27 protein-coding genes and 2 pseudogenes are annotated in these 25,727 nt (G+C 57.3%); 10 read left to right on the top strand and 19 right to left on the bottom strand.

What is annotated here, in order from left to right:
• The first annotated feature begins 64 nt into the window (after positions 1–64).
• Positions 65–2,668: a bifunctional lysylphosphatidylglycerol flippase/synthetase MprF gene (gene mprF / locus FHX03_RS32325; RefSeq protein ID WP_183782207.1), complete on the top strand. Its 2,604-nt coding sequence runs from the start codon at positions 65–67 to the stop codon at positions 2,666–2,668.
• Between the two features lie 140 nt (positions 2,669–2,808).
• Here mprF and FHX03_RS32320 read toward each other — a convergent pair.
• The 12 genes and pseudogenes from FHX03_RS32320 to folE all read right to left on the bottom strand — a co-directional run.
• Positions 2,809–4,117 (bottom strand): annotated as a pseudogene (locus FHX03_RS32320) (ATP-dependent metallopeptidase FtsH/Yme1/Tma family protein); the annotation flags it as partial.
• Between the two features lie 19 nt (positions 4,118–4,136).
• Positions 4,137–5,522: a DegQ family serine endoprotease gene (locus FHX03_RS32315; RefSeq protein ID WP_183782209.1), complete on the bottom strand. Its 1,386-nt coding sequence runs from the start codon at positions 5,520–5,522 to the stop codon at positions 4,137–4,139.
• 87 nt (positions 5,523–5,609) lie between these two features.
• A complete protein-coding gene (locus tag FHX03_RS32310) occupies positions 5,610–5,975 on the bottom strand; it encodes an SPW repeat protein (protein ID WP_183857284.1) in 366 nt (121 codons plus the stop codon).
• Positions 5,976–6,006: 31 nt separating this feature from the next.
• A complete protein-coding gene (locus FHX03_RS32305) occupies positions 6,007–6,324 on the bottom strand; it encodes a DNA-directed RNA polymerase subunit omega (protein WP_183857237.1) in 318 nt (105 codons plus the stop codon).
• A 9-nt stretch (positions 6,325–6,333) separates the two neighbouring features.
• Positions 6,334–7,080 (bottom strand): NADH dehydrogenase ubiquinone Fe-S protein 4, encoded by a 747-nt coding sequence (locus FHX03_RS32300; protein ID WP_183782213.1) that lies wholly within the window; start codon positions 7,078–7,080, stop codon positions 6,334–6,336.
• Between the two features lie 70 nt (positions 7,081–7,150).
• Positions 7,151–7,660 (bottom strand): Hsp20/alpha crystallin family protein, encoded by a 510-nt coding sequence (locus FHX03_RS32295; RefSeq protein WP_183857235.1) that lies wholly within the window; start codon positions 7,658–7,660, stop codon positions 7,151–7,153.
• A gap of 79 nt (positions 7,661–7,739) precedes the next feature.
• Entirely contained in the window at positions 7,740–8,216 is a 477-nt protein-coding gene (locus tag FHX03_RS32290) for an Hsp20 family protein (RefSeq protein WP_183857282.1), read from the bottom strand.
• Positions 8,217–8,895: 679 nt separating this feature from the next.
• Positions 8,896–9,201 carry an SDR family NAD(P)-dependent oxidoreductase gene (locus FHX03_RS32285; protein WP_183782221.1) on the bottom strand — a complete coding sequence of 102 codons (306 nt, stop codon included), beginning with the start codon at positions 9,199–9,201 and terminating at the stop codon, positions 8,896–8,898.
• Positions 9,202–9,273: 72 nt separating this feature from the next.
• On the bottom strand, positions 9,274–9,882 hold the full coding sequence (gene wrbA, locus FHX03_RS32280; RefSeq protein WP_183782224.1) for an NAD(P)H:quinone oxidoreductase: 609 nt from the start codon (positions 9,880–9,882) through the stop codon (positions 9,274–9,276).
• 578 nt (positions 9,883–10,460) lie between these two features.
• Positions 10,461–10,691 (bottom strand): hypothetical protein, encoded by a 231-nt coding sequence (locus FHX03_RS32275; RefSeq protein WP_183782227.1) that lies wholly within the window; start codon positions 10,689–10,691, stop codon positions 10,461–10,463.
• Positions 10,692–10,751: 60 nt separating this feature from the next.
• Positions 10,752–11,459 carry an SDR family NAD(P)-dependent oxidoreductase gene (locus FHX03_RS32270; RefSeq protein ID WP_246699332.1) on the bottom strand — a complete coding sequence of 236 codons (708 nt, stop codon included), beginning with the start codon at positions 11,457–11,459 and terminating at the stop codon, positions 10,752–10,754.
• A gap of 46 nt (positions 11,460–11,505) precedes the next feature.
• Positions 11,506–12,051, bottom strand: coding sequence for a GTP cyclohydrolase I (folE, locus tag FHX03_RS32265; RefSeq protein WP_183857234.1), 546 nt, complete (start codon positions 12,049–12,051; stop codon positions 11,506–11,508).
• A 142-nt stretch (positions 12,052–12,193) separates the two neighbouring features.
• Here folE and FHX03_RS32260 point away from each other — a divergent pair, with 142 nt between their 5' ends.
• Both FHX03_RS32260 and FHX03_RS32255 read left to right on the top strand, forming a co-directional pair.
• A complete protein-coding gene (locus FHX03_RS32260; protein WP_183857232.1) occupies positions 12,194–12,763 on the top strand; it encodes a Urease operon accessory protein in 570 nt (189 codons plus the stop codon).
• Positions 12,764–12,782: 19 nt separating this feature from the next.
• Positions 12,783–13,214 (top strand): DUF3429 domain-containing protein, encoded by a 432-nt coding sequence (locus FHX03_RS32255; protein WP_183857230.1) that lies wholly within the window; start codon positions 12,783–12,785, stop codon positions 13,212–13,214.
• Between the two features lie 251 nt (positions 13,215–13,465).
• Here FHX03_RS32255 and FHX03_RS32250 read toward each other — a convergent pair whose 3' ends face one another.
• The 5 genes from FHX03_RS32250 to FHX03_RS32230 are packed head-to-tail and all read right to left on the bottom strand — an operon-like array spanning position 13,466 to position 16,919.
• Entirely contained in the window at positions 13,466–13,933 is a 468-nt protein-coding gene (locus FHX03_RS32250; RefSeq protein WP_183857228.1) for a TspO/MBR family protein, read from the bottom strand.
• 55 nt (positions 13,934–13,988) lie between these two features.
• Positions 13,989–14,519: a lipocalin family protein gene (locus FHX03_RS32245; protein WP_183857226.1), complete on the bottom strand. Its 531-nt coding sequence runs from the start codon at positions 14,517–14,519 to the stop codon at positions 13,989–13,991.
• Positions 14,516–15,085, bottom strand: coding sequence for a hypothetical protein (locus FHX03_RS32240; RefSeq protein ID WP_183857224.1), 570 nt, complete (start codon positions 15,083–15,085; stop codon positions 14,516–14,518). Before FHX03_RS32240 ends, FHX03_RS32245 begins: the two co-directional genes overlap by 4 nt.
• On the bottom strand, positions 15,082–16,110 hold the full coding sequence (locus FHX03_RS32235; RefSeq protein ID WP_097624216.1) for an SAM-dependent methyltransferase: 1,029 nt from the start codon (positions 16,108–16,110) through the stop codon (positions 15,082–15,084). Before FHX03_RS32235 ends, FHX03_RS32240 begins: the two co-directional genes overlap by 4 nt.
• On the bottom strand, positions 16,107–16,919 hold the full coding sequence (locus FHX03_RS32230; RefSeq protein ID WP_097624215.1) for a DUF1295 domain-containing protein: 813 nt from the start codon (positions 16,917–16,919) through the stop codon (positions 16,107–16,109). The genes FHX03_RS32235 and FHX03_RS32230 overlap by 4 nt, the downstream gene beginning before the upstream one ends.
• Positions 16,920–17,084: 165 nt before the next feature.
• On the opposite strand from FHX03_RS32230, the gene FHX03_RS32225 reads away from it, so the two are divergent.
• The 7 genes and pseudogenes from FHX03_RS32225 to FHX03_RS32195 all read left to right on the top strand — a co-directional run bounded on the left by FHX03_RS32225 (position 17,085) and on the right by FHX03_RS32195 (position 22,774).
• Positions 17,085–18,473: an NAD(P)/FAD-dependent oxidoreductase gene (locus tag FHX03_RS32225; RefSeq protein WP_097624214.1), complete on the top strand. Its 1,389-nt coding sequence runs from the start codon at positions 17,085–17,087 to the stop codon at positions 18,471–18,473.
• Positions 18,474–18,554: 81 nt separating this feature from the next.
• Complete coding sequence (locus FHX03_RS32220; protein WP_183857222.1) at positions 18,555–19,787, top strand: SAM-dependent methyltransferase; 1,233 nt, start codon at positions 18,555–18,557, stop codon at positions 19,785–19,787.
• Positions 19,788–19,812: 25 nt separating this feature from the next.
• A complete protein-coding gene (locus FHX03_RS32215) occupies positions 19,813–20,184 on the top strand; it encodes a DUF2147 domain-containing protein (RefSeq protein WP_246699331.1) in 372 nt (123 codons plus the stop codon).
• 27 nt (positions 20,185–20,211) lie between these two features.
• Complete coding sequence (locus FHX03_RS32210) at positions 20,212–20,631, top strand: DUF2177 family protein (protein WP_097624211.1); 420 nt, start codon at positions 20,212–20,214, stop codon at positions 20,629–20,631.
• A gap of 113 nt (positions 20,632–20,744) precedes the next feature.
• A complete protein-coding gene (locus tag FHX03_RS32205) occupies positions 20,745–21,425 on the top strand; it encodes a sigma-70 family RNA polymerase sigma factor (protein WP_312865355.1) in 681 nt (226 codons plus the stop codon).
• Positions 21,422–22,075, top strand: coding sequence for a ChrR family anti-sigma-E factor (locus FHX03_RS32200; RefSeq protein ID WP_097624209.1), 654 nt, complete (start codon positions 21,422–21,424; stop codon positions 22,073–22,075). Before FHX03_RS32205 ends, FHX03_RS32200 begins: the two co-directional genes overlap by 4 nt.
• 193 nt (positions 22,076–22,268) lie before the next feature.
• A pseudogene (locus tag FHX03_RS32195) lies at positions 22,269–22,774 on the top strand (fasciclin domain-containing protein).
• Between the two features lie 44 nt (positions 22,775–22,818).
• Here FHX03_RS32195 and FHX03_RS32190 read toward each other — a convergent pair.
• Together FHX03_RS32190 and FHX03_RS32185 are read right to left on the bottom strand one after the other, a co-directional pair.
• Positions 22,819–23,013: a hypothetical protein gene (locus tag FHX03_RS32190; RefSeq protein WP_183780333.1), complete on the bottom strand. Its 195-nt coding sequence runs from the start codon at positions 23,011–23,013 to the stop codon at positions 22,819–22,821.
• A 439-nt stretch (positions 23,014–23,452) separates the two neighbouring features.
• Complete coding sequence (locus tag FHX03_RS32185; protein ID WP_183857276.1) at positions 23,453–25,420, bottom strand: AI-2E family transporter; 1,968 nt, start codon at positions 25,418–25,420, stop codon at positions 23,453–23,455.
• Positions 25,421–25,727: the final 307 nt, after the last annotated feature.

The raw sequence follows: 25,727 nt of genomic DNA, 5'->3' as shown, positions 1-25,727 counted from the left end.
CTTGGCCGCAGCATCTGCTAGTGCTTTGCCGAACGGTAGGGCACACTGCGATCGACACGGGTAGATGACGAGTCATAACGGTTCGAGAGAGATGGAGAGCGGAAAGGCCGGCGAGTTTCCCGGCCGTCTCCGGCATCATCGTACCCAGCTCATCGCGGGGGCGACGGTCATCGTTTTCTGCATGGTCGGATATTCGATCACGCAACTTACCGGCGAAGTTCGCTACGACAACGTCGTTAATGCGCTGGCTACTACCCGCGCCAGCGCGATCCTACTCGCAGTTCTCTTCACTGGTCTCAGTTTCTTTGCGCTGATCTTCTACGACCTGAACGCCATCGACTATATCGGCAGGAAGTTGCCCTTTCCGCATGTCGCGCTGACGGCTTTCAGCGCTTACGCGGTCGGCAATACCGCGGGTTTCGGCGCGCTTAGCGGTGGCGCGATCCGCTACCGGTCCTATTCACGTCTCGGCCTCACGCCAGAGGAGATCGGCCGCGTCATCGCCTTCGTCACGCTGTCTTTCGGTCTCGGGATTGCGAGCTTCACGGCGATCGCGCTGATGATCATAGCCGATGAAATCGGGCCGCTGATCAACACCAATGCGCTGCTACTGCGAATCATTGCCGGGGTGATCCTGACGGCGCTCGGCGTGGTGGTCTATCTCGGACGTGATGAGAGGGTGGTCAATCTCGGACCGATCGCCGTCTGCCTCCCGGATTCGCGCACATGGTCGCGCCAGTTCCTAGTTACCGCATTCGATGTCGCTGCGTCTGCGACCGTCCTTTACGTTCTCCTGCCCCAGACCGCGATCAGCTGGTCTGTGTTCCTGGCGGTCTATGCGATCGCGGTCGGGCTCGGCGTGCTCAGCCACGTTCCGGCCGGTCTTGGGGTTTTCGAAACCATCATCATCGCCTCGCTCGGCAGTGCAGTGAATATCGACGCGGTTCTCGGTTCGCTCATCCTCTATCGCCTGATCTACCACGTTCTGCCGCTGTTGCTCGCCGTGCTGTTCGTGTCACTGACCGAGCTTCGCCGTTTCGTCGATCACCCGGCCGCCGCGAGCATCCGCCGTATCGGCAGGCGTCTGACGCCGCAGCTGCTTTCGGCCTTTGCGCTTCTTATCGGCGTGATGCTGATCTTTTCGAGCGTGACGCCGACGCCGGACGAAAACCTCACATTCCTAGCGAACTACCTGCCGCTGCCGATTGTCGAAGGTGCGCATTTCTTCTCGAGTCTGCTCGGCCTTGCGCTTGTCGTCGCCGCGCGCGGCCTCGGCCAGCGGCTTGATGGCGCCTGGTTGGTATCCATTATTTCCGCCATTCTGGCGCTGGCGCTGTCGCTGCCGAAGGCGATTGCCCTCGCGGAGGCAACCTTCCTGGCGATCCTGATCTTCAGCCTGTTCGTCAGTCGCCGGCTGTTCACCCGTCATGCCTCGCTCCTGAACCAGACGCTGACGGCGGCTTGGTTTACGGCAATTGTCGTCATTATCGTCGGCGCGGTTGTCATCCTGCTCTTCGTCTATCGGGACGTCGAATATAGCAACGAGCTCTGGTGGCAGTTCGAATTCGCTGCTGAAGCGCCGCGCGGTCTGCGGGCAGTGCTCGGTCTCACCATTATCTCCACGGCGGTCGCGATCTTCAGTTTGTTGCGCCCGGCGACCTCTGGACCCGAACCGCCAACCGAAGAGGCGTTACAGCGCGCCGTCGATATTGTCAGGACGCAGGATTATGCTGACGCCAATCTCGTTCGCATGGGCGATAAGTCCATTATGTTCTCTGAAAGGGGCGATGCCTTCATCATGTATGGACGCCAGGGCCGCTCCCGGATCGCGCTTTTCGACCCTGTAGGGGAGCGGCAAGCGATCCCCGAGCTTGTCTGGAGCTTCGTCGAGGAGGCGCGCGCCGCCAGCTGCCGCGCGGTGTTCTATCAGATCTCGCCGGCCTTGCTTTCGCACTGCGCAGATGCGGGGCTGCGGGCCTTCAAGCTCGGCGAACTTGCAGTGGTTGATCTGCGTACCTTCGAGCTGAAGGGCGGCAAATGGGCGAACTTGCGCCAGACGGCGAGCCGCGCGAAGCGCGATGGTCTGAGCTTCGAGGCCATCCCACCGGAAGACGTGCCCATGATTCTCGACGATCTGGCTGCGGTCTCCAGCTCTTGGTTGGAGAACCATAATGCCAAGGAGAAGGGCTTCTCGCTTGGCGCTTTCGAATTGGAGTATATCAGCTCACAGCCCGTCGGAGTCTTGAAGAAGGACGGCAAAATCGTGGCTTTCGCGAATATTTTAGTCACTGAAACAAAGTCAGAAGGCTCGATAGACCTGATGCGTTTTTCGTCCGAGGCGCCGAAAGGATCGATGGACTTCTTGTTCGTTCAGATCATGGAGTATCTCAAGGCCGAGGGCTACATGCAGTTCAACCTTGGCATGGCGCCGCTTTCGGGCATGTCGAAGCGCGAAACCGCCCCGGTTTGGGACTGGATCGGCGTCACCGTCTTCGAGCACGGAGAGCGGTTCTACAATTTCAAAGGCCTTCGGACATTCAAATCAAAGTTTCATCCGCACTGGCAACCGCGCTATCTTGCTGTTTCAGGAGGGGGCAATCCGATGATCGCGCTGATGGACGCGACCTTTCTCATTGGAGGCGGATTGAAGGGAATCGCCAGGAGTTGATCAGAGATTTCTCCTGGCAGTGGCGCTACGCGCGTTGTTTGGCGGTTAATCGTTAGATTGATGAGATTGGCTTAGAAATTGACCTGCCACTGAAGGTTCATCCGGCTGCGATCAGAGCCTCAGCGGTTTTTGAAGCGCTTGGAAACCTTATGGACGGGATCGGCCCCTGGCAACGCCAGTGCGGTCAGAGCATGGCCCATCTCATAGGGCGACGATTTCGCGCTCCTTCGGATTGAGCAGCCGGTTCCGTTTTTCGAGGCCGGCTACGATGCGCTCAACCGCGCTGTTGAAATCTTCAATGGCGACCGCATCTGCCTTTCGCCGGGTGGACAAAAGCGCCGCCCCGTTGACAAGATTAGCGAGATCGGCGCCCGTAACCCCCCGTGTCAAGGCAGCAATCTTCTCGACTTCGACTTCCCCGTTCCAGCTTCGCCTTCGTCAGATGCACCTTGAGGATCTGGATACCTCCCGCCTTGTCAGGGGGGTCCACCAGTACCTGGCGATCGAAACCTCCGCCCGGAGGAGGGCGGGATCGAGGATTTCCGGCCGGTTGACCGCTGCAAGCAGCACGAGACCGGTAGAAGAGTCGAAGCCATCGAGCTCCACCAGAAACTGGTTCAGTGTCTGCTCCTTCTCATCATGTCCGCCCGCCATCGGGCCAATTCCGCGAGCACGCCCGAGGGCATCAAGTTCATCGATAAAGATGATTGCAGGCGCCTTCGCACACGCCTGTTCGAAAAGATCGCGGACGCGAGCGGCACCGACGCCCACGAACATTTCGACGAATTCAGAACCGGAGATCGAAAAGAAAGGTACGCGGGCCTCACCTGCGACCGCTTTCGCCAGCAGGGTCTTGCCGGTGCCGGGTGGGCCGGCCAGCAAAACACCCTTCGGCATGCTGCCGCCAAGCCTGCCGTAAGCTGCCGGGCCCTTAAGGAAATCAACGATTTCCTTTAGTTCTTCCTTTGCCTCATCGACGCCGGCTACGTCATTGAAGGTCACGCCGGTGTCGGATTGGACGTAGACCCTCGCTTTGCTCTTGCCAATCTGCATCAGGCCGCCGCCGATCCCGCCGCCCAAGCGCCTCAGCATGAACATCCAGACGCTGGCGAAGAGAGCCACCGGGATGAGCCAGGACAGGAGATCACGCAAAAAGGTGCTTTCGATCTGGCCGGCTACGACCACGCCGTGTTGTTGAAGCTGCTGAGCGAGATCCGGCTCCACACGGGTAGTCAATATGCATTGTCGTTCCGCGGCTGGTTGTAACGCCCCTGGATAAATCTGTCAGAGACGGCAACTTCGGCGATTTTGCCGTCACGGAGGTCCGCTTCGAACCGGCTGTAGGAATGCGGGCCACCTAAGTCGCCGTTGCAAAGAAATACTGGATCGCCATAGGATGAAGAAGGCGGCGATCCAATACCAGATGTTGAATTGCGTTTTCTTGTTCATCTCCATGCCGCCGCTCCCGTCACCGGATGACCAACAGCAAGCGGCCGCCATCGCGGATCAATTCAAGCGCCACGGTGGCTGGTTTCTTGGCAATGGTCCGTCGTAGGTCGGCGACCGAGGCAACCGGAACCCTGTTCACCGCGACGATTATATCGCTGGGTCGAAGGCCGGCGCGAGCGGCCGCGCTGCCAGGCGCCACGCTCTCGATCACCACGCCGAAGCCGCCAAACTGAGATCCAGCCTCGGATGCATCTCTCATTTTGGCGCCTTCGAGCGGCGTTCCGGAGATGTCTGCCACGACCTTGTCCTCGGCCGCGATCGTGACGGCGATCACCTGCTCGTCATCGCCACGCTTCACCCTCAGACTGACCTTGCTGCCCGCGGGCGTCAGCCCGATGCGGTTCCTAAGGTCGGTCGAGCCATGGATGGGACGCCCGTCGATTTCAGTCACGACGTCTCCAGTCTTCAGTCCGGCGCGTTCGGCCGCGGAGCCCGGTTCGATATTCGCGATAAGCGCGCCTCGCAGGTCGCCGAGTCTGAGAGCTTCAGCCAAGTCTGGCGTAAGATCCTGGATGCCGATGCCGAGTCTACCGCGCTGGACCTCGCCATGGGCGATCAGCTGGTTCATCACCGTTGCGGCCATGCTGCTGGGAACCGCAAAACCGATACCGACGTTGGCGCCGGCGGGGCTGAGGATCGCCGTATTGACCCCGACCAGCTTGCCGTCGAGCGTCACCAGCGCGCCGCCGGAATTGCCCGGATTGATCGAGGCGTCGGTCTGGATGAAATCCTCATAGCCCTCGATGTTCAAACCGCTGCGTCCAAGTGCGCTGACGATGCCGGAAGTCACCGTCTGGCCGAGCCCAAATGGGTTGCCGATGGCGATGACATAGTCCCCCACCTTGAGCGCATCGGAATCTCCGATCTGGATCGCCGTGAGGTTTTTTGCGTCGATCTGGAGCAACGCGATGTCGGTATCCTTGTCACTGCCGATGAGTTTTGCGGGCAATCCGCGTCCGTCTTTCAGCGTGACGGAAATTTCAGTCCCGCCATCGACGACATGATGGTTTGTGAGCACATATCCTTTCGAGGCGTCGACGATCACTCCGGAGCCGGCACTCATCCTGGCCCTCTCCTGCTGCTCCGGCAGATCGAAGAAGGGGCGGAAACTCGGATCGTTATAAAGAGGGTTGTCTTCCGTCGTTTTCTTTGAGACGACTGCTATATTGACCACGGCCGGGGTGACTTGTTCAAGCATGGGAGCCAGCGTCGGCAAGCGGGAGGAAGAAGCTGCCGATGATCCCGCCGTCTCCGGGGTGGCCGGCGTGACCGTTATCAAAATGGCGCCAAGGGCAAAAGCAATTGAGGTTACAGTCCCGCGGATCCTCGGGGCGAGAATTGACATGGTTTGCTCCTTGAAATGGTTTCACCATTCAACGGGCTGTTTAACAAAGAAGCGGGCCGGGGGTTCCCCGACCCGCGTTCGGTTGGGTTAAGCGGTCGACAGCGGATGGTTATGGCTAAACCAGATGCTGCCGGCGGCAAGTACCGCGACGACTATGCCGGCCACCACATGCACCCACATGGCTGCGGTGACGGCTGTAAAGCCAAGCGCCCATGGTGCGACCACCGCCCATATGCCGAGCACAAGATTGAGCCACTCCTCTGCCTCATAAAAGGCGTAGAGGGCTGCGGCGGCGATCAAGACGATGGCCGCACCGACGATCCAGGCGTTCCAGGCGACGTAGGTTTCACCCGTGAAACCGAGCAGCCAGGGTGCGAGGAAAAGCGCCAGGCCGGCGACGATATTGACGATATCGAAAGCCATCCGGTTTTCGCTCGACGTAGACTTCAGCATCATTCATTCCTCCTTTCCTTGGTTGGCATCATCAGTGAACCGCCTCCCGCGAATCGGAGGCGGGTGCGGCCGCGGCATGCCTGCCACCGCCGCGAAGCTGGATTGAGGGTTCGCGCGGAGGATGCGGCTTTGCCTCTGCTGGTTCGATCAGAAACAAGGCGAGTTCACCCGGCAGAAAGCTGCTCTGTGCGATCTCGTTTAGTGCGATTACGCTCGCGGTAGCGCGGGGCATTTCAAACCTCGGCTCCGCTCCTCGATTGAGTGAACGGCTGCGCGCCGCCGCTGCCACCGCCAGTGCGAACCTGTTCGCCAGAACTCTCTTGCAGTCGAATACAATCAGGGGATCCATGGCTGTAACTCATGCTGCGTTTTGCTCAGTCGCGAGCTGAGGATCCTGACGCTGGACATCCCGTTCTAGCGCCAGCAGTGCCTGGTCGACCTCTTCGAGGCGCGAAGGCCGATTTTTCTCCGGCATGCCCTCGTTGGTCGCTTGATCGATCAGGTACTCGGTCCAGGCCCAGTTCATCAGGATCGAACGCTTCTCCTCAAGCGACAGCGTTGAATCCCGAACGACCTCCATGGGCGCCGACCCTGTCGCGAGACCAGGAGCATCGTTGCGGCTCGACGCCTCGTCTAATGCCTGTTCATAACTCTCCTGAAGGTCCGTTAGGCCAAGCCGCTCCAACGTCGCGTCGGAGAAGGCGTGAGACGGCCGGTTCGATCGCGCATAAGTTCTCCGCTTCGGCGGAACGGCCGCCTTGCTCGCCAGACGTTCAACGATGTATGTGAGACCTTGGCGTTCGGCGTAGCGGATCGCGGATTGAAGCGTCGGAAACTTCAACGCCACTTGAGGGAGTGTGTCAGTACTGCCCGTGTAGCCCATCAGCGGCTCGATGAACGGCGCTTTGCGGGGTTCAAAGACAAGCCGCCAGCCTGTCGTTCGCGCGTTGCCTGATGTCATTGTGGAACGTGATGGTTTGAAGATGCGTGCAATTGCATCCGGAAATACTGAGCGCCCGAAAGACAGAGGCTTCCGCCGGTTATCATTCGAGGGTAGGATATTGGCCGTACCTGAATGATGGATCTCCCTAATAAACTCGATCATTTTATCCCTCCTTGTTGGCGAGGAATGCCGGCGGCCGCCTCAAGGCCGATCGCCGGGCGGTGTGGACCCATTAGCTCTTGATGGCGATACGCTTGACCTGTGACTGCGCCTTTTCGGTCTTAGGCAGAGTGACGGTCAGAACGCCGTTTTTGAAGGTGGCGTCGATCTGGTCTTCCTTGACCTCGGAGCCGAGCGGGATGCGCCGTTCGAAGCGGCCATAGTAGCGCTCCGAAAACTGCTTCTCCTTGTCTTCCGTTTCCGAGCGCTTCTCACCCTTCAGCGTCAGCACGCCGTCATTGAGGAAGACCTCAATGTCCTTTTCCTCAAGACCGGGTACTTCGGCCGTCACCTTGATTTGCTTGTCGGTGTCGGAGATCTCGACACTCGGCCAGCCGGCGCCAAAGCCGCTGGCGCCGCGAAGTGAGGGCAGGCCAAGGCCGAAGCCGCGGAAAACATCATCGAACAGCCGGTTGACCTCGCGGTGGAGCGACAGGAAAGGATCGCGCTCGTCATCGCGAAGAAGACTCGGCATCTGATGGCCGTTGTTGCGGCCCCGGGGAATCAAATCACGAATACTCATAGTTTTCTCCTTTCGTTCGCATTGCACTTCTTCCGGGACCGGGCCTGGCCCGGCGCCGTCGGATTTCCTCACGGTAGTGTCAGGCCGCCTTCGTCTCGGCTTCGATCTGCTTGAGCTCGGCCTTCGGCATTGCATGACTAGTTTGGATCTCGATCTGTCGCGGCTTCATCCCTTCAGGAATCTCGTGCTTGAGATCGATGGTCAGCAGACCGTTGGCCAGACCGGCGTCGACGACCTTAACATGATCGGCCAGTTCGAACCGACGCTGGAACGAGCGTCCGGCAATGCCGCGATGCAGGTATTGAACATCTTCGCCGTTCGCCTTCTGCCCTGATACCATGAGCAAGTTCTGCTCCTGAGTAATCGCCAGCTCATCCTGCGAGAAGCCCGCCACTGCCATGGCAATGCGGTAGTCGTTCTCACCGGTTTTGACGATATCGTAGGGCGGCCAGTTGTCGATTGTCTCGGCGCGGCCTGCAGCCTCAAGCGCGTTCAACATCCGCTCGAAGCCGATGCTCGACCGGAACAGGGGAGAGAAATCGCGGTTTGTCCTCATAGCCATATCCTCCTTGCAAGCAACATGACACAAGGAGACGCCAAGAGCGACCGGCGTCTCCTGGGCTTTGTGCCGATCCCTATTTGACGATCGACAATACTGATATAATTCCGTGGCTTGTGGTTTCAAGACTGCCAGAACCGGGACTAGAAAACCCGCGACGGCGAGCTGCCCTGAACTCCTCCGGGGACGTTTGGATCGTGATGATCCAGGCCCCGTGGAAAGGACGACTTCTGTCGACATCCACATAAAGTGATGATGGTCCCCGGCGATCTAAAAAAACCGCTCAAATGCGCAGCAGGAACCGGTGCCTTCCTGTTGAACCCGGCCGTATCAGACTGATAATATTCCGCGAGCCTAGCGCCTTTTGCGACCATCAGGCCCCTGCCACGGTCGAGCCGCGCAGTGCGCAAGCCTGGGAGTGGGCAAAAAGCCTTCCCTCTGCGCGGGCCACCTCAGAGGGATCATGACTTGCCAAACGAGCAACCGTTTGCGATCCCGATCAAGTAACTTCATTCCAATGCACCAGTTCCTTTGAGCCGTAAAAAGCCAGTGTTAATTCTGCAAAAAACCTCTGCACTGCTATGCTGACAGAAAACCGCTCCCTTAGTCAGTTTGTTGTCCCTTTGCACCCTGTGACGCGGGCGCTAGGATGATGGAAAATCCTCGTCCTCACCTGTCATTTCCAATGCGGCGTTGATCGGCGCTTCCGGCAAGCAGGCACCAGGAACTCTCTGGTAGGAAAAGGTTTCAATCTTCGCAAACCCTGGAGGCGCGATGGCAGAACGATCTGAAGCTCGCTTGATACGTCGAGTTGGGTTGTGTACACCCAGCCACGTTGGAGGCGGATGAGGTCTGCAGTTTGGGCGAGCCCGTTGGGATCGCGATCAGCCAGATGCACTGTCGCGCCGTGTGCTATCGCCCGACCGATCCCAGAGCCCGCACCGGTGACCGCGACGACATTGTTTAAGAAAAGCGAGGACATGACTTCTCCTTGCCAGCCGATCGCAATCGGCTGGTCCAGTTGGAGCTGAATTCAACAGTGAGTTAGGTGGGTTTAGCCGCGGGCTGCGCCGAGAGCTGCGGCAGTGCGGGCGACGATCTCTCCCTGATGGAAGGTACCGGCGAGATCGATCTGCGAAGGCTGGCGTGATCCGTCAGCACCGGCCACAGTAGTTGCGCCATAAGGAGCGCCGCCAACGATCTCCTCACTGCTCATCTGGCCCTGATGGCTATAGGGCAGGCCGACAATGATCATGCCAAAGTACATGAGGTTGGTGATGATCGAAAACAGGGTGGTTTCCTCTCCGCCATGCTGGGTACCTGTCGACGCGAACTCAGCGCCCACCTTACCGTTGAGAGCTCCCCGTTCCCACAGGCCACCGGCCTGGTCGAGGAAAGAAGCCATCTGCGACGACATGCGGCCGAAGCGAGTACCCGTACCGACGATGATCGCGTCATAGTCGGCGAGTTCCGCTACCGTCGCAATCGGTGCGTCTTGTTTGATCTTGAAGTGAGCCTTTTCGGCGACGTCAAGCGGGACGGTTTCTGCGACACGTTTGATCGTAACGTCAGCGCCAGCGCTTCTTGCCCCTTCTGCGATCGAGCCTGCCATTGTCTCGATATGGCCGTAGGACGAGCAGTAGAGAACGAGAACCTTGGTCACTTGTTTTGCTCCGTTTGGGATGGTTGAATTCTGCGCCGCTTCGCTGTCGTTAATAACAGAGCGTGCGCAGCATCCCTTCGACATTGGGTTTTTTCTGGCACGATATTTTCGCCGGCGGCCTACTCTTAACTTGATTTTTGTCGGCGGCAGCAGGTTTGGGGCGAACGTTGTCGTGATGAGAACATCCAGTACAAAAAGAGGACAATATGGCTATGACCGTTAAGCCAAGGATCACTTTCATCGCCTACTCCTTCTTTTCGGGGTACACTAAATTGGGTTTTCACGAGCCGGATCATACATCTGCTTAACCGAGCGGCGTTCACGGGATTTCTTCAGTGAAGCCGACAGTAACAATACCGTCGACACACTAAAAAAGATCAATGGCCTGCGTGCAAGGCGCTTACATGCTGCAGAGATTTGTTGCAAACGCCTTTCTCCGGATCTCAGCAGTAACGCGCGAACATTTCTTTAAGGCAGTTCAGCGCCCATGTTGGACATTCCTCCCTCGCAAGCCCTCTGTCGTAACCGATCGAATCTTCGAGCCGGGGGACCTACAGCAGTGCCGGTGGCGATCTGTTTCATCCCAGCGATTTTGGGGCGCAAAGCCAATCTTCTTCCGGCGATGACACGATAACTGCCTGCGCCCAGGTGTTGGCTGCCCGTCTTAGCGCGTCGTCGACCGCGTTGATTTCGGGCAGCGTCTCGAGTGATAGGTCCTCGACGGTTATCAACATCATTGTCGGCAGGGACGGATCCGGACGCGTGAAATCTCTCGGCGGATGAAAATTAGGCTGCGAGGCCGGTTCCATAAAGCCACCTCTTTGGTTTTGAATAAGTCCTAGTAAGCACACCTGCTGTGGCGATGCGGCTTACCAAGCGATTGGGCTGCCATCATAGGCAAAGAACCCCCCGGAATCAGCAGGCTGGAGGGAGTCAAGCGCTTGAAGAACCGCCTGCGCGGCGTTTTTAGGCTCCGACCTTTGATGGCCAGACGAGAACGGAGCGGAGAGCGAGGTCATGACACTTCCCGGATGCACTGTCACAACCACCGACGCCGGGTTCGCCCTGGAAACCTCGATCGCTGCCGTGTGGACGATCTGGTTGAGTGCTGCCTTGGAGGAGCGGTACGAAATCCATCCACCGAGCTGATTGTCGCCAATCGACCCGACGCGCGCAGACAGGAACGCAACGATTACGCGCCTTTTCCTAGCAAGTAGCGGAGCGAAGTGTTTCAGGATCAGTGCAGGTCCAACGGCATTGGCGGCAAACTGGTTCATCATCGCGTTTTGCGAAAGCTGTCGGATCGACTTCTCCGGCCCGACGCCGTTTATCGTCAGAGCGCCCGTCGCACAGACAATCAGATCGAATGCAGTTTCCCGAAGCCGGTCGGCGGCGCGATGGACGGTTTCCTCGTCCGTTATCTCGAGCCCGTCCTCCCGGCGCGAGAGCCGAACCAGGTTCGAACAGCTAAGATCAGCTGCCAAGCAATTGGATATTGCCTGCCCGATGCCGCCGCTGGCTCCTATGACTAGGGCCGAGTAACCGGCCTGCAACGATTTCATCAGCGTATCGGCCATGGAACATTCCCTCCCGCAGTTTGGGTGGACGACCAATCCAGACAGATCAGCCGCGCGCCAACATCATGAAGCGTGACTGGTCCTCAGCTGAGCGCTCAAATTGGCCGATGAACACCGTCGTTATCGTTTTGGCACCCTGTCTCTGAATGCCGCGCATCGCCATGCACATATGCTCGGCTTCGATCATGACGGCCACACCCTTGGGGCGGACATAAATATCCACCAGCCGTGCCATCTTGGAGAGGCCGAGCACGCCGCCTTCCGGGACATATGCGATATGGGCAACGCCATGAAAGGGAACCATGTGATGCTCGCAATGTGAATGGAATTGTATATCCTTGACGACCACCATGTCGCCGTAACCAGCAACATCGGAGAAAGTCTTTGCCAGAATGTCTTCCGGGGCGGTGTCGTAGCCGGCAAAGAGCTCACGATATGCTTTGGCCACGCGCGCCGGGGTGTCGTGGAGGCCCTCGCGCGATGGATCGTCGCCAGCCCAGCGGATCAAGGTGCGCACGGCGGCTTCTGCTTCCTCCTGCGTTGGGATGTCTGAAGCTCTTAAAAATTCGGTATCGGTGACGATCGCGTCCATCGGAACATGTCCTTCATTTATAACCGCGCTGGTACGTCGGTCGTCTTACGCCGGATCAAATTTCCCAGCATTCGAATAGCAAGTTTTTGATCTGCTACGCGGCCGTGGCGTAAGATCTGCGTGTCTTATGGAGTTCATCCCAATGTCGGCAAAAATCGTGATAGTGGGGAACGGGTCATTTTCGGGAGACGAAGCGGACAAGATCGACAGTTGCGATCTCGTCATCCGCTTCAACGGCTGCCGTTCGGCCGGTGAGGGTGGCATCAGAACCGATGTTGTTGCGGTGTCCAATACAGGCCGTCCCGCAGCGACGATGATCAGGCACAATGCGTGGCGCAACCATCCGGCCGTCAAGAATGCCGCGGAAATTTGGGGCGTTCGCGACGCTTTGAAGTTTGCTGAACTGAAGCCAATCATCGCGATACAGTATCCCGAGCTTGATGATTTCTGTGATGACCACACGGAGGAGTTCGCCAGCTTCTCCGCCGATGGCGGCAAGAGTTTTGCTGTTATTCCCGGCCGATACCATGATCTCCTCGATTTAGAGCTGCGCGCTTTGATGCCAGGCGGTTACGTGGTCACGAGCTCGGGATTGCTCGCTGTTGCTTATGTGATTGGCGAGGTTGCGGTTCCTGGCGACAAGGTCTTGCTCGCTGGTTTCTCCCATCAGGATGGGACGGGCAACCGTTTGCCGCCGAGCAGGCGCTTATAAGAATAAGCGGATCAGTAGAATGAAAAGCGATCAGCGCGTCGTGTCGATCGCCTTGACGTATTTGGGCGCATTGCCGTTTTGGCTGCTTATACTCGCGTCCGTGGCCGCCCCGCAGATTGAAGCTCAGCGCGCGTTTATAATTTATGGTGCGATTATCGGCTCATTCATGGCAGGAACGCTTTGGGGGAGTATTCAAAACGGCCGGCACGACGTCTTGGTTGTCGTTTCGAGTAACGTGTTGGCGTTGGTTGCATTCGCGACGCTCCTCATTGGATCCACCACAGTGAGCCTTCTCACTCAGATGATTTCGTTCGGTCTTCTGCTCGCCGCCGACGCCAGGATTATTGCTGAACACGATGACCTCGGCTGGTACTTGAAGCTTCGTGTAAGGGTCACGCTGGTCGTTCTATTCGCTTTCTGTCTGATGTTTGTGTTGCATTGGGCCGGGTAACGCGCAGTTATTGTCATGAGATCTGGACTGCATGGAGTGTTCGTAGGATTTGAGTCAGCCTAGCCGCATAGGAGACGAGAGCCGACATCACGTCGTGATCCGGTCACGATAAGCAGAGCACGCCATCAGCTCTTTGTAGCATAGTGGATGCGGGGTCGTCCTACGCTGAAGGCCGTGTTGCGAGCCACATCAGTCACCGTAGGGACTACGAATACCTTACGCGCTTCTGGTGTTGTGATGTTTTATGCAGATCATCCGTTAAGCCAAAGCAGGGACGCATTGAGAAGAGAAGCAAATCCGACCCATAAGGCGTAGGGGACAAAGCACAGGCGCGCTGTGAGGTCTGTGGACACAGCGATGAACGAAACGATCAACGCCAGCAAACACAGGACAACGACAAGGCCTAACAACATCGCGTGGGCACCGAAAAACAGCGGTGTCCACAGCCAATTGAGCACCATCTGTCCAGCCCAGATCAAACCGCTCGGCTGCTTGAATCCGCTGGTCACCCATGTTCGCCATGCAGCCACGGCGATAAGAACATAAAGGATTGTCCAGGCCGGAGCGAAAACCCAGTTCGGAGGATTGAAGAATGGTTTATTCAGCGAACTGTACCATTCTCCAGGCCTGATTGTGAACCCGATCAGGAGCCCGACTCCAAGGACCAGCAAAAGGAAAAAAGCGAGTACCGTCGGGCTGCCGAAAGATCTGGACGTCATGTTTTCCATTTTCCTTGAACTTTAATGAGCTCACACGCCCCATCGCCACCAATGCTTATTGCGCCGGGAACTCAAGCCGGCGCACGTCGTAACCCAGCTCGCTTGCCTTTCTGACCATGCGTTGAAGTTTACTTTTGGACGGTACCGTCCGCGCGTAAATCCAAAGGTCGGTCATCGAGGGGTTGGCACTGATAAACCACGATTTGTCCGGGGATTTGTACAAGACCCAGTAATTGAACGTGATGAACCAGGGATAGCGGACGCGCATTTTCGCGTTCGTCGTTCCATAATCGGTGATGGTGCCGACGCCCTTGACGGTCTTCAGTCGGCCATTTGGCGTATCCACCTTGCAACCATCCTCGACGAGGATCTCGTCACGCGATGGGCCGGGCCTATACGTCGAGTAGCCCGCGACGCAGCCGTCGGTCAGATACATCGGTCTCCTGCCGATCTCCAGCCAGCTGCCGCGATAGTGATCAGGTCCGACCTTTACGACATTGGGTTCGGCCTGTGCCAGGCTCGTTGCCGACACAATGACGGCCAGCGCCAGCGTCAGCGGCCGGATCTTACGAAGATGATTTTTCATTGAGACCTCCCTGGACTGTTACTCTGAGTTTCCGATGTTGATTGTTGACGCCGAATTCCCGCGTATCGGAGCGCGACAAAGGTCGTCAGGCTGGCGACCGCGAACGCGTTGAGATTGAAGAGTGTAGCCAAGTCGCTTTCGCTCCACACATGTAGCGGCGCACCTACAAATGATCGTGAAGCGACAAAAACGACGAATACAAAGGCAGCCATTCCCCGCTGCCACCATGTCTCCTCGGCACGGAATGACATCGCAGCCAACATGGTGCAGGCCGAAAAAAACAATTCTGTCCCGGAGTTTTGTCCGAATAGTTTCGTCTCGAACAATGTATCGAGTGTTCCAATGAGGGGTAGCGCAATTCTTGCAGCGAGCGGCGACCGCTTGGCCAGAAAAGGGATTGTCAGGAGAAGAGGAGCGGCTGCCAATGCCCAGAGCGACGCATATACGCCATCGCCGACAAGGTACCACACGTAGACCGGATAGAAGGGCTTATTTGCGATGATCACCCACGCAACGGTGACAGTCGCCTCGGTTAGCGGGTCCAGCCGTTGGTCGACAGCTCTCATCGCATCGGTGCCATCAGATAGTGGCCGACGCCCCATACGTCGCCAGCGCCATGGCCGAACAGCCCCGCCGTCGAGAGAAAGAACAGCCGCCAACGACGCTGCCAGAGTGCGGCGTCGGCACCGTATACCCCAGTAAAAGTCGGGCGGATTTGTTCGACGCGTCGATCGAAATTGGCAAGCCAGTCGAGCGCGGTGCGGCGATAATGCATGCCAGACCAACGCCATTCCGCTTCGACCTGGAAGAGATTGCCAAACCTGTGAGGCAGATCGTGAGCCGGCATGATCCCACCCGTGAAGAAATGTTGTGCGATCCAGTCGGCAGGATCGGCGCGGTCAAAGCGATAGGATCTGTTTTTGTGGGTGAAGACGTGGAGGAAAAGCTTGCCGTCTGGCTTGGTCCAGCCCCAGATACGATGGAGCAGAGCGCGCCAGTTCGACATATGCTCGAACATCTCCACCGAAACCACGCGGTCGAACCGCTGGCCGGTCTCAAACTCGTTCATATCAGCGGTGATGACGTCGAGATTGCTTAGGCCATGCGTGTTTGCGAAGCCGAGAATATGTGAGCGCTGCGATGCGGAATTCGATACCGAGAGGATCCGTGCGTTTGGGAATTTCTGTGCAAGGTAGAGTGAAAGCGAACCCCAGCCGCAACCAAGCTCAAGAATTCTCATGCCGTCTTCGATTTCGGCATGCCTGACCGTCTCGGCAAGCGCCAACGTTTCCGCCTCAGCAAGAGAGATCGTGGCATCGGGATATAGACAACAGGAGTACTTCCGCTGCGGTCCAAGAACCTGTGCGAAGAATTCCGCCGGCACCTCGTAATGCTGACGGTTGGCTTCGACCGTATGAATGGCGACAGGAAACTGATCCATAGCATCCACGAAAGCCTGTTCCGCTTCGTCGGTCTCCGAAATCAACCGCCGTTTCATTCGGCTGCACAGCAAATCGATGGCGGCAAGCGATATCCTGTCTGGCATGGGCGCACGTTCGGCGGTGTTGATGGCAAAGGCCAGCATATTCATTGAACGTCTCCATTGGGATTGAACGAAGATTTACGGCGCGGGCCGGGGAAGAAGGCATTGACGCGCTGTTGCAGGGAAAGGAACTTGGCGCCGCGAGTGCGCAGCATGTAGTCTTCCAGTGGCGGAATACCGGAGACGTGGACGAGCAGCCAATACATCATTATCGGGGCCAGGAGCGAAAGCCAGCTCCATATAGGCCCGGCAAGCGCAAACAGCGGAAAGCAGCACCAAAACAGCCATTCAAAGAAATAGTTCGGATGGCGGGAATAACGCCACAGACCCACCTCGCAAACTCCTGTTCTTACGCCGGGTGACTTCCGAAATCGTGCCAATTGGGCATCCGACGCTGCTTCGCCGCCCAAGGCAATCAACCCGACCACAAGTGCAAGGAAGTCGAGAGGGCGTAAGAGATATCCGTCATTGGCCGACGCCAGATAAACGGCCAATACGAGGACGAAGGCGGCGACGGCCTGCACCTGCAGGAATACAAACAGCCGCCTCGGCGCGCTATTGCCCCACTCTTCGATGAATTTCGCGTAGCGGGGATCCTCTTTCGCGCCTCTTGTGCGCAGCCCGATGTGGCTGGCGAGCCTCAGCGACCAGATTGCCACGAGGATCAGCACGAGGGAGCGACGACTGAAGCTACCGTCTGCGAAAATTGCCGCTGCTATGCCGCCGGCTCCCACAGTCAAGGACCAGATCGTATCTATCCAGCCGCTGAGGCCAGTCGCGCGCTGTATGGCCCAGGCGCCAGCCATCACCACGGAGAGCCCGATCGCAATGATGACCAAGAGATAGACGTCCATCATATTCCCAACAAATATCTGTTTTGCGAAGGCCTCTACGCCGGGTTCGGCAAGTCGGTTTGCGGATTACGGCCAGAAACGCGAAAAAAACCTGCACGTGAGAAAACCGCAGCGAATTTCATCCGTAGAGATTGTCAATTCATGCCTTAGAATGACGAGAGAGCGTTTATGGAATTTGGACCTCGCAGCGCCGGTTCGCGCCGCCTTAAAGTTGGAATTATTGGTAGCGGTATCTCAGGTCTTTCCGCCGCTTGGCTTCTCGCAAAACATCATGACGTGACCGTATTCGAAGCTGCGGGTCGGATTGGCGGTCACAGCAATACTGTGACGTTTACGGCAGAGAGCGGCGAGGTTGCGGTCGATACAGGCTTCATCGTCTACAACGAAGTGACCTATCCCAATCTCACCGCAATGTTCGACACACTCGATGTCCCGACGGCTGCATCCAATATGTCCTTCGCCGTATCCCTCAACGAAGGAGAATTCGAATACTCCGGCGGCACAGGACTTGGCCTATTCGCCCAGTGGTCAAACGTCGCAAGCTCCCGCTTCTGGTCGATGATGCGCGATCTCCTGCGTTTCTACCGCAATGCGCCGCGCGATCTCGCGATGATGGGCGGCATTTCTCTTGACGACTATCTCTCTCGAAACGATTACGGTCGTGCGTTTCGCGAGGATCATCTTTATCCGATGGCCGCAGCGATATGGTCGACGCCGGCAATCCAGGTCGGTGCCTATCCTGCCGCCAGCTTCGTCAAATTCTGCTGTAATCACGGACTTCTCGCTCTCTGGAATAGACCAGCGTGGCGCACCGTCAAGGGCGGCAGTCGGGAATACGTGGCGCGGATCACCGCTAGTCTCCCTGACCGGGTACGGCTTTCGACTCCTGTCAGAGAGATCCGCCGTCTCAGCGATCACGTCGAGGTCCGCGATTCATTCAACAAACGATATACGTTCGATGACGTTGTCGTTGCGACGCACGCGGACCAGGCGCTTCGGATGTTGGCCGATCCGAGTGAAGAGGAGCGAAGGATACTTGGAAGCTTCCGCTACTCGCGGAACGAAGCGGTTCTGCATGGCGATACCGGCTTTATGCCAAAGCGCGCTGCAGCCTGGTCAAGCTGGAATTACGTCGCAGGCAACAGGGGTTCCTATCCGCAGGATCATACGCAGCCTTCGATCACATACTGGATGAACAGGCTGCAGCCGCTTGGTTCTGCACCGCCCACCTTCGTCACGCTCAATCCGAGCCGTCCGCCACGTGCCGAGACGATCATCGCCACAGAGACTTATGAGCATCCGGTTTTCGATCTCGAGACAGACCGCGCCCAGCGCGCAATCTGGTCGCTTCAGGGCTCACGCAAGACATGGTTTTGCGGCGCGTACTTCGGCTCCGGTTTCCATGAGGACGGCATTCAGGCGGGGCTAGCGGTTGCTGAAGATCTCGGCGGTGTGCGACGCCCGTGGAAAGTCAGTGATGAAAGCGGGCGCATTATTCGCGTCCCATCGATGCGATCTTCCGACCTGCTGCCTGCTGATCGGGAAGTGCTTGCATGAGGATCACAAGCAGGACGTCATGGCCTCGCCATTTAGGCTGGTATGTCTCTTGCCGTTCAAACACTAACGAGGCAAGACCCCATGGCGCAGTTTAACGAAGCTACCAACTCACCGATCGCAGGTCCTGGTGAGCAGACGAGGGTTGGCGTTGGTGGGCTTATATTCGGACGGTTGATTAAGAACCTTCAGCACGGTCAGATGACTGTCGTCCTGCCGAATGGGGAAACCGTTACAAAGCGAGGCACTGAAATCGGACCCGAAGCGACGGTTGTCATTCGCCGATGGGATGCGCTTCGCAGGCTTGTGGTGTCTGGTGATCTCGGAGCGGCGGAAGGATATATCCACGGAGATTGGACAACACCGGATCTAACGGCGCTTATACGCTCGGTCGCCGTAAACGCCGATTTGCTGGAGCCAGCTCTGTCCGGAACTCGGATAGCAAGACTGGCTGGCCGCCTTCGTCATATCCTCAACGCTAACACCAAGCGCGGCAGCCGCCGCAATATTGTGGCGCATTACGATCTGGGCAACGAATTTTATGAGCAATGGCTTGATGGCTCGATGCTGTATTCCTCGGCCGTCTTCGAGAATTCCACGCAGACACTTGAAGCGGCGCAGCAAAATCGGCTCCAGCTCATCCGCGACAAGCTGGACGTATCGGATGGGCAACGCATTCTCGAGGTCGGTTGCGGATGGGGCGCTCTGGCGCTCGACCTCGCCACGCATTCAAATGCACATGTGATGGGTATAACCCTGTCGCCTTCCCAACTCGATTGGGCAGACCGCGTCATAGTGGCGGCCGAGAAAACAAGCCAGATCGAACTGAGGCTTCAAGACTACCGTGATTTTTACGGTAAGTTTGATCGTATTGTTTCTATCGAAATGTTCGAAGCGGTCGGTGAAGCCTATTGGCCGGATTACTTCGCGATGGTCAAGCGGTGCATGACATCAGGCGGGCGAACCTTGATGCAGGTCATTTCGATCGAAGAGAGCCGGTTCGACGCCTATCGGGGTAGCACCGATTTCATTCAGAGATACATCTTTCCCGGCGGATTTCTGCCTTCCGACGAGGCGCTGCGAAGCGCGGTCGAACGCGCCGGGCTTAAACTGACCGAAGTCGCGCACTTCGGCAAATCCTACGCCCGCACCCTTCGGGAATGGCGAAGACGGTTTGACGCGAATTGGCCGGCTATCGCTAGTTTGGGCTTCGACGAAACGTTCAAGCGAATGTGGCACTACTATCTTTGTTACTGCGAGGCAGGGTTTGAGGAGGATAGTATCAATGTCGGACTTTACACGATCGAGCATGCCTAAGACGGCGGTCTTCGGCAGGAACAGAATGAAATCGTTTGCGTGGGCAATCCCCGTTATCGTTGTTGGAGCTGCATTCCCGGCTGAAGCCTCCGACATAAACGGCAACTGGGCCCGTGGAGACGGAAATGCGCATGTGCGGATTGCGCCGTGCGGCGCCGATATCTGTGCGGTCAACACATGGATAAAGCCCGGTACGCCGAAGGAGAAGGAAGGCGACAAATTGGTGATGTCCATCAAGGAAGACGCTGAGGGCAGCTACTCTGGCACCGCTTTCGATCCGCAACGCGACCTGAGCTACAAGCTCACCGTGAAAATCGACGGCGACAGGATGACCACGAAAGGCTGTGTTATCGCCGGTCTGATTTGCAAGGGCGTGGACTGGACGCGCATGAAATGAGCCCGAAAATCCATCTGGGAGCCCCGTATGAAAACTTACCTGACAGCCTATACTGCAACACTGATCGCTCTCGTGGCAATCGATTTTGTCTGGCTGAGCACCATGGCCGACCGTCTCTATCGACCGACCTTAGGAGACATGCTGGCGCCGCAGTTCCGATTGGTGCCGGCAGTGGCATTCTATCTGATCTATGCTGCCGGGCTGACCTTCCTCGCTGTCAGGACAGGGTTGATGTCAGGATCGATAGCAACAGCAGTGATCTATGGCGCTGCCGTTGGTTTCATGGCTTATGCCACCTATGACCTGACCAATCAGTCCACCCTAAAAAACTGGTCGACCGTCTTGACGGTTGCCGACCTTATCTGGGGAACCGTCCTGTCGGCGGCAGCGTCAGGCGTCGGGTTTTGGGTCACGCAGCGGATCTTTGGCGCTGTTGCGCGCCCTTGACGCCTGAAGGCGACATCGGCCGACAGGCGCTATCGGGGTCCGAGCAAAAGACCTCGAGGCAAATTTTGGAGTTGATTTTTGATCCAGTAGTAGGCTGATGCGTAGGTTATGCCATGAATATGGAAATGCCGCTTCGAACCGGATTACTTCGAGATACATGCGCCAAGGCGAAAGTGTGGCCGACGTCGTCGTCGGGCGGGGCGCGAAAGGTCGGTCAATTGGAGGAAGAACCCGTCAGCTTAGATGCCGAACGGATCAAGGCGCTGATGTCCGCGGTCGCAGATTCGCGCGATATCGGCGCGTTCGAACTCCTCTATCGGCACTTTTATCCCCGCGTGCGCTCTTACATGGTGAAGATGACGAGAGGAAACCGGATACTAGCAGAGGAGCTGGCGCAGGAGACGATGATGCGCGTGTGGCACAAGGCGGCATTGTTCGACCCGTCCAAGGCGCAGGCGTCAACCTGGATATTCACGATCGCCAGAAATCAGATGATAGACTCGGTTCGCAGAGCTTTAAGACCTGACTTCGATCCCAACGATCCGGCGTTCGTGCCAGATGAGTTCGTGGCCGCCGACCTGCTAATCGAGCGAAAGCAAAGCGCTGCAGCGCTGGGCCGGGCAATGACGGCTCTGAAGGGCAGATATGCGGAAGTGCTGCGCATGTCGTTCTTCGAGGGTCTCACCCATTCGACGATCGCGGAAAACCTAAACCTCCCAATTGGTACGGTGAAATCAAGGATACGACTTGCATGCGAGAAACTGCGCACAGCGCTTCAGGACGAAGCCAAATGATCGAACATCATCTGGATGACGACATGCTCCAGCAATATGCGGCCGGGACCCTGGCTGAAGGCTGGAGCGTTGCTGTGGCGTCTCATCTCGCCTTATGCCCGGCATGCAGATCCAAGCTGTCGGTCCTCGAAAGCGTTGGCGGTTATTTTATCGATAGTGAAACTGCTGATGAAACCGATGTCTCGCAAAGTTGGGCAAGCCTCAAAGCAAAAATCGATGCGGGCCAGATGGACAAGGTTGTGCCAATCAAGAAGCGGTCTGCTTCGGATCAGACATACCCGGAACCGCTGAGGACCTATATCGACGCAGCCGGCGGTCTGAAATGGCGTCAGCTTGGGCGCGGCGCTGCCCAAATGATGATACCGACCGGCGACGGAACAACGAAAGTGCGATTACTCAAGATTCCCGCCGGTCAACCGGTTCCGGAGCATTCCCATCGGGGCGTGGAATTAACGCTGGTGCTTGATGGGAGCTTCAGCGACGAGGTTTCGACATTTGCGCGAGGCGACGTCGAAATGGCAGACGACAGCTTGATGCATCAGCCGAAGGCTGATGCCGGCAAAGACTGTATTTGTCTTGCAGTGACCGAGGCGCCGCTCCGCTTCAAGAGCAGATTTTTGCGGTTGATACAGCCAATGCTCGGCATCTGACGGTCAGCATCATCGATCAACCATCGCATAGCTCAAGAGCGCCCGTGAATATTACCTCACCAGATCTTTCTTCAATTTTTGAACTGAAGCGGCCGTCATTCGTACAATCGATACCGAGCCAGGAGGCCGGCATTGAGAGGAGAGGATCACTAAGGAATTTTTGGTAGTTTCGGCCGTCGCGTTGGCGAGCATTATGACAAGCAGCATGGCTGCCTATGCAGCCAACCCGAAGGTGGAGCTGCGATGTTCGAGGACAAAAACATCGTCGAAAACGCCGCCAATTCGAAGGATCACACGACGCTCGTCGCTGCCCTCAAGGCTGCGGGTCTCGTTTCCACACTCGAAGGGAAGGGTCCGTTCACCGTGTTCGCTCCGACCAACGAAGCTTTCGAGGCGCTTCCGAAAGGGACCGTCGAGACGCTGCTCAAGCCCGAAAACAAGGACAAGCTCACTAAAATTCTGACTTGCCATGTGGTCGCCGCTGACGCAATGGCCAGCACCGTTGCCACGATGATCAAGAACGATGGCGGCCACCATGACATCAAGACCGTCGGTGGGTGCGTTTTGAAGGCCAAGGAAAGCATGGGCAAGATCACGCTCACAGACGAGGCAGGTGGCACGGCGACAGTGACGATCGCGGATGTGAAGCAGTCGAACGGCATGATCCACGTGACCGATAAGGTACTTCTTCCCAGATGAAAGTGCCGGGCCGACTTATCGGCCAGGCATTTTCTCAATCTAAGTCACATCAACTGTTTCGGTGTATCCCGATCGTTCGAACGCCAGCCGAGTTTGAAGCATAAATCTTCCCCAGCAGCAACGCCACTGCGGGCACTTTCATAAGGTCCTTTGAGTATCGTGGTTTTCCCACGGAAAACAACGATTACTGTCTTTGATACCGGATCGTAAAACACGGTCATACCGTCTTCGTAGTCCATTGATGACTTCCTCCAATGAAGGGCCGGCGGAGCGGCCGCCGGCCCCTGCGGATCCTATGCAGATCCGCGTCAGCTCCTGGGGTGTGGAGCCGGCTCCACTGCTATAGTGCTCTGCATGGAGCAGACTTGTTACGGAGTGCGCGAAACCCGGATCAAAACAGAAAGGATTTTTGTGGGTTACAGTCATCTACGCGGTTGACCACGGGCCAACAGTCGCTGGCGCTGTCATCTCAATGTTGTTACCGCTTTCAGCGAACACCCTGTTTATATGTTCCCAGCGGACTTGTTCGGCGGACTTCAGGCATGGGGCCTCAGTCTCGCCCTGAGCTACTCCAAGCACTTCTAGAGTTCATCCACATCTGCAGGTTTGTTCTCGTCCCATCACATCTAGGGCATATCCGGGCAAAGACTTGCCGCTAAATTCTGGACTGTGCGGGGATTATGCTGTCTTTTTCGAGGATCGCCTCGTCCGAATTTTGCGCGTGGGCGTCACCAATGATGCTGGTGCATCGGCGAGTGCCTCGCGGGCAGCTGAGGTCAAGGTGGTGGCAACGAAATCCGCCTCCGGAAGCGCAGGCGGTTGCTCTTCCTCCTGATTTTCCACCCAAAGGACCGCGCCGACCCGAATGGCCGGGTATATGCGCTTGTATCGACGAACAAGTATGGTGGCGTGCCTTGCGGAGTCCTCGTTGAGGAAGCATACCACGATGGCGTTCGATTGTTTCGGAACGAGGCTCATGGCACGGCGATTGGGGATGTCAGAATGCCTCGCTGCGACCACCTCGGCTCCCTGTACCTGAAGAATCTGGGCAAGCATCGCAGCCGACGCGTCGTCGAGCGGGCCCCTGCCTCCGACGCAAAAGACGGTCTTGCCCCGTCCATCAGGTAGTTCGCTTTCATCCCCATTTCCTTCCCTAAGGGGGGTGCTGGGCCGACTTGCCGCTTCCGTCTCCTTCTGTTCGTCTTCCTCTTCCTGCTCTTCTTCCTCCGCGATTTCCCCGAGGTTCGAGACCAGTGTGATGGCGGTCCCGAACACCTGTTCCATCTGCTCCGCGGTCAAGACGCCTCGACGCCTGTCCTTCTCCGCGAGTAGAAGGGCGGGAATGGCAACCTCGCCATAGTAATCCTCCAGATAATCCTCCTCGAGGAACTCCTCAGCGTAGTCGGTCGCCTCGTCGGGATCGCCGGCAAGAAGCCGCTGGTACAGCCGCTCCTTGGGATCGAGCACCGGGTCGCTACCAAAAACGACCTCAAGGAACTCGAACTGCGGGACATACCGGCCCAACACTGCAAGACACACGGTCAGGGGCGTGGACAGCACAAGACCAACTGGTCCCCACAGCCATGCCCAAAAAATCGCCGCGACGATGATTGCCAGCGGAGAGAGGCCGGTACGAGAACCATAGAGCCAGGGCTCGATGACGTTGTTGCTGGTCAGTTCCAGCACGACGAAAATGGCCGAAACCCAGAGAACAAGGCTCCAGCCAGGGTCTACTGCAAAGGCCAGGAACAGCGGCAGAACTGTAGCGATGACAGGCCCGATATAGGGGACAAATCGAAGGACGATGGCCAGCATCCCCCAGAGCGCTGGATTTGGAATGCCAACCGCCCACAGTCCAAGAGCCAATGGAACACCATAAGCGCAGTTCACCACCAACTGCATAAGAAGATACCGTGCGACGCGGCTTCCCGCCTCCTGGATGGCTTCTGTTGTGCGATGCAGATCTCCATAGCCAACGAGCCGGATAAAGCGATCGCGAAGCTCTTCCCGTTCCAACAGCATGAATATTACCACGACGATGATCAAACCCAATGAGGCGATGGGACCAAGCAGAGGACCAATCAGGCTAGTGAGCGTTTCAATTGGTCTACTCGGCGCGAATATCTCGACGAGCACGGGCTCCCTTGGTCTCGATGAGGTGCCGGAAGCAACTGGGCGCTCCTCCGCATTGCTGAGCTCACGACCGACGCTTTCAACGACGGACGTCAGGCGCCGCACAATGCTGCTATCCGTTCCACCTTCCTGCAGAGAGCGGATTTTCGCTATGATATTGCCCTGGTAGGCCGGAAGGTTCTGCGCAACTTCGGCAATGTGTCCCGCTACGACAAGCCCGAACAGGACAAGGACAAGAAAAGCGAGCACGACAGTGATGATGACCGCCGGGATACGAGGCAGGCCAAGCTTTCGAAGATGGGAGGAAATGGGAGCTAAGGCGAACGTCAGCAGGACTGCGATTGCTAGAGGTAAGAGTACGTCCTTGCCGAAATACAGAATAGCAATAACAGCGAGTACACTCGCGAAGGCAGGCATTCGTGAAGGGGAGGATGTCGAGGTCGAATATACACGTCGGGGGCCGAGGTCTTTTTCCAATTCCGCCTCCGTGAACTTGGCGTTGCTCGAAGACATCGACATGTCGGTCGCCCTCGCCAAGTCTTTGCAATTAGGGCGCTGTGTGGCCTCGGCAATGGTTGGGACCCTACCTCCTTTGACGGCCTTTAGGACATCATGTGCGGAGTGACCGCATGGGCAGAGAGACCGCCAGCAAAAATCCGCAACAAATGTCGGCCGCCGATATCTACCATCACTTCCCAGCAAGCCTGCGGCGGCGGCCGCAATGGCGGAAGGTCTGATTATCACGGGAGAAATTTGTCAAATGGGCACCTGATTGTGGCCATGGTGAAGTGGGATCGTCCTGACAGCGATCTGCCGGCTT

It is taken from the genome of Rhizobium sp. BK456 (assembly GCF_014194045.1).
Lineage (GTDB): Bacteria > Pseudomonadota > Alphaproteobacteria > Rhizobiales > Rhizobiaceae > Rhizobium > Rhizobium redzepovicii.
The sequence above is the reverse complement of the archived record's forward strand: the minus strand, read 5'-3'. Positions and strand labels throughout refer to the sequence as shown.

Bases quoted from the DNA above. Each gene is read 5' to 3' on its own strand.
- FHX03_RS32250 (WP_183857228.1), bottom strand. From the start codon at position 13,933: ATGACGTCCAGATCTTTCGGCAGCCCGACGGTACTCGCTTTTTTCCTT.
- FHX03_RS32295 (WP_183857235.1), bottom strand. From the start codon at position 7,660: ATGAGTATTCGTGATTTGATTCCCCGGGGCCGCAACAACGGCCATCAG.
- FHX03_RS32275 (WP_183782227.1), bottom strand. From the start codon at position 10,691: ATGGAACCGGCCTCGCAGCCTAATTTTCATCCGCCGAGAGATTTCACG.
- mprF (WP_183782207.1), top strand. From the start codon at position 65: ATGACGAGTCATAACGGTTCGAGAGAGATGGAGAGCGGAAAGGCCGGC.
- folE (WP_183857234.1), bottom strand. From the start codon at position 12,051: ATGGACGCGATCGTCACCGATACCGAATTTTTAAGAGCTTCAGACATC.
- FHX03_RS32190 (WP_183780333.1), bottom strand. From the start codon at position 23,013: ATGGACTACGAAGACGGTATGACCGTGTTTTACGATCCGGTATCAAAG.
- FHX03_RS32210 (WP_097624211.1), top strand. From the start codon at position 20,212: ATGAAAACTTACCTGACAGCCTATACTGCAACACTGATCGCTCTCGTG.
- FHX03_RS32185 (WP_183857276.1), bottom strand. From the start codon at position 25,420: ATGTCTTCGAGCAACGCCAAGTTCACGGAGGCGGAATTGGAAAAAGAC.
- FHX03_RS32205 (WP_312865355.1), top strand. From the start codon at position 20,745: ATGAATATGGAAATGCCGCTTCGAACCGGATTACTTCGAGATACATGC.
- FHX03_RS32230 (WP_097624215.1), bottom strand. From the start codon at position 16,919: ATGATGGACGTCTATCTCTTGGTCATCATTGCGATCGGGCTCTCCGTG.
- FHX03_RS32225 (WP_097624214.1), top strand. From the start codon at position 17,085: ATGGAATTTGGACCTCGCAGCGCCGGTTCGCGCCGCCTTAAAGTTGGA.
- FHX03_RS32235 (WP_097624216.1), bottom strand. From the start codon at position 16,110: ATGAATATGCTGGCCTTTGCCATCAACACCGCCGAACGTGCGCCCATG.
- FHX03_RS32285 (WP_183782221.1), bottom strand. From the start codon at position 9,201: ATGTCCTCGCTTTTCTTAAACAATGTCGTCGCGGTCACCGGTGCGGGC.
- FHX03_RS32310 (WP_183857284.1), bottom strand. From the start codon at position 5,975: ATGCTGAAGTCTACGTCGAGCGAAAACCGGATGGCTTTCGATATCGTC.
- FHX03_RS32240 (WP_183857224.1), bottom strand. From the start codon at position 15,085: ATGAGAGCTGTCGACCAACGGCTGGACCCGCTAACCGAGGCGACTGTC.
- FHX03_RS32260 (WP_183857232.1), top strand. From the start codon at position 12,194: ATGTCGGCAAAAATCGTGATAGTGGGGAACGGGTCATTTTCGGGAGAC.
- FHX03_RS32300 (WP_183782213.1), bottom strand. From the start codon at position 7,080: ATGATCGAGTTTATTAGGGAGATCCATCATTCAGGTACGGCCAATATC.
- FHX03_RS32305 (WP_183857237.1), bottom strand. From the start codon at position 6,324: ATGGATCCCCTGATTGTATTCGACTGCAAGAGAGTTCTGGCGAACAGG.
- FHX03_RS32315 (WP_183782209.1), bottom strand. From the start codon at position 5,522: ATGTCAATTCTCGCCCCGAGGATCCGCGGGACTGTAACCTCAATTGCT.
- FHX03_RS32255 (WP_183857230.1), top strand. From the start codon at position 12,783: ATGAAAAGCGATCAGCGCGTCGTGTCGATCGCCTTGACGTATTTGGGC.
- FHX03_RS32220 (WP_183857222.1), top strand. From the start codon at position 18,555: ATGGCGCAGTTTAACGAAGCTACCAACTCACCGATCGCAGGTCCTGGT.
- FHX03_RS32270 (WP_246699332.1), bottom strand. From the start codon at position 11,459: ATGGCCGATACGCTGATGAAATCGTTGCAGGCCGGTTACTCGGCCCTA.
- FHX03_RS32200 (WP_097624209.1), top strand. From the start codon at position 21,422: ATGATCGAACATCATCTGGATGACGACATGCTCCAGCAATATGCGGCC.
- FHX03_RS32215 (WP_246699331.1), top strand. From the start codon at position 19,813: ATGAAATCGTTTGCGTGGGCAATCCCCGTTATCGTTGTTGGAGCTGCA.
- FHX03_RS32290 (WP_183857282.1), bottom strand. From the start codon at position 8,216: ATGAGGACAAACCGCGATTTCTCTCCCCTGTTCCGGTCGAGCATCGGC.
- FHX03_RS32245 (WP_183857226.1), bottom strand. From the start codon at position 14,519: ATGAAAAATCATCTTCGTAAGATCCGGCCGCTGACGCTGGCGCTGGCC.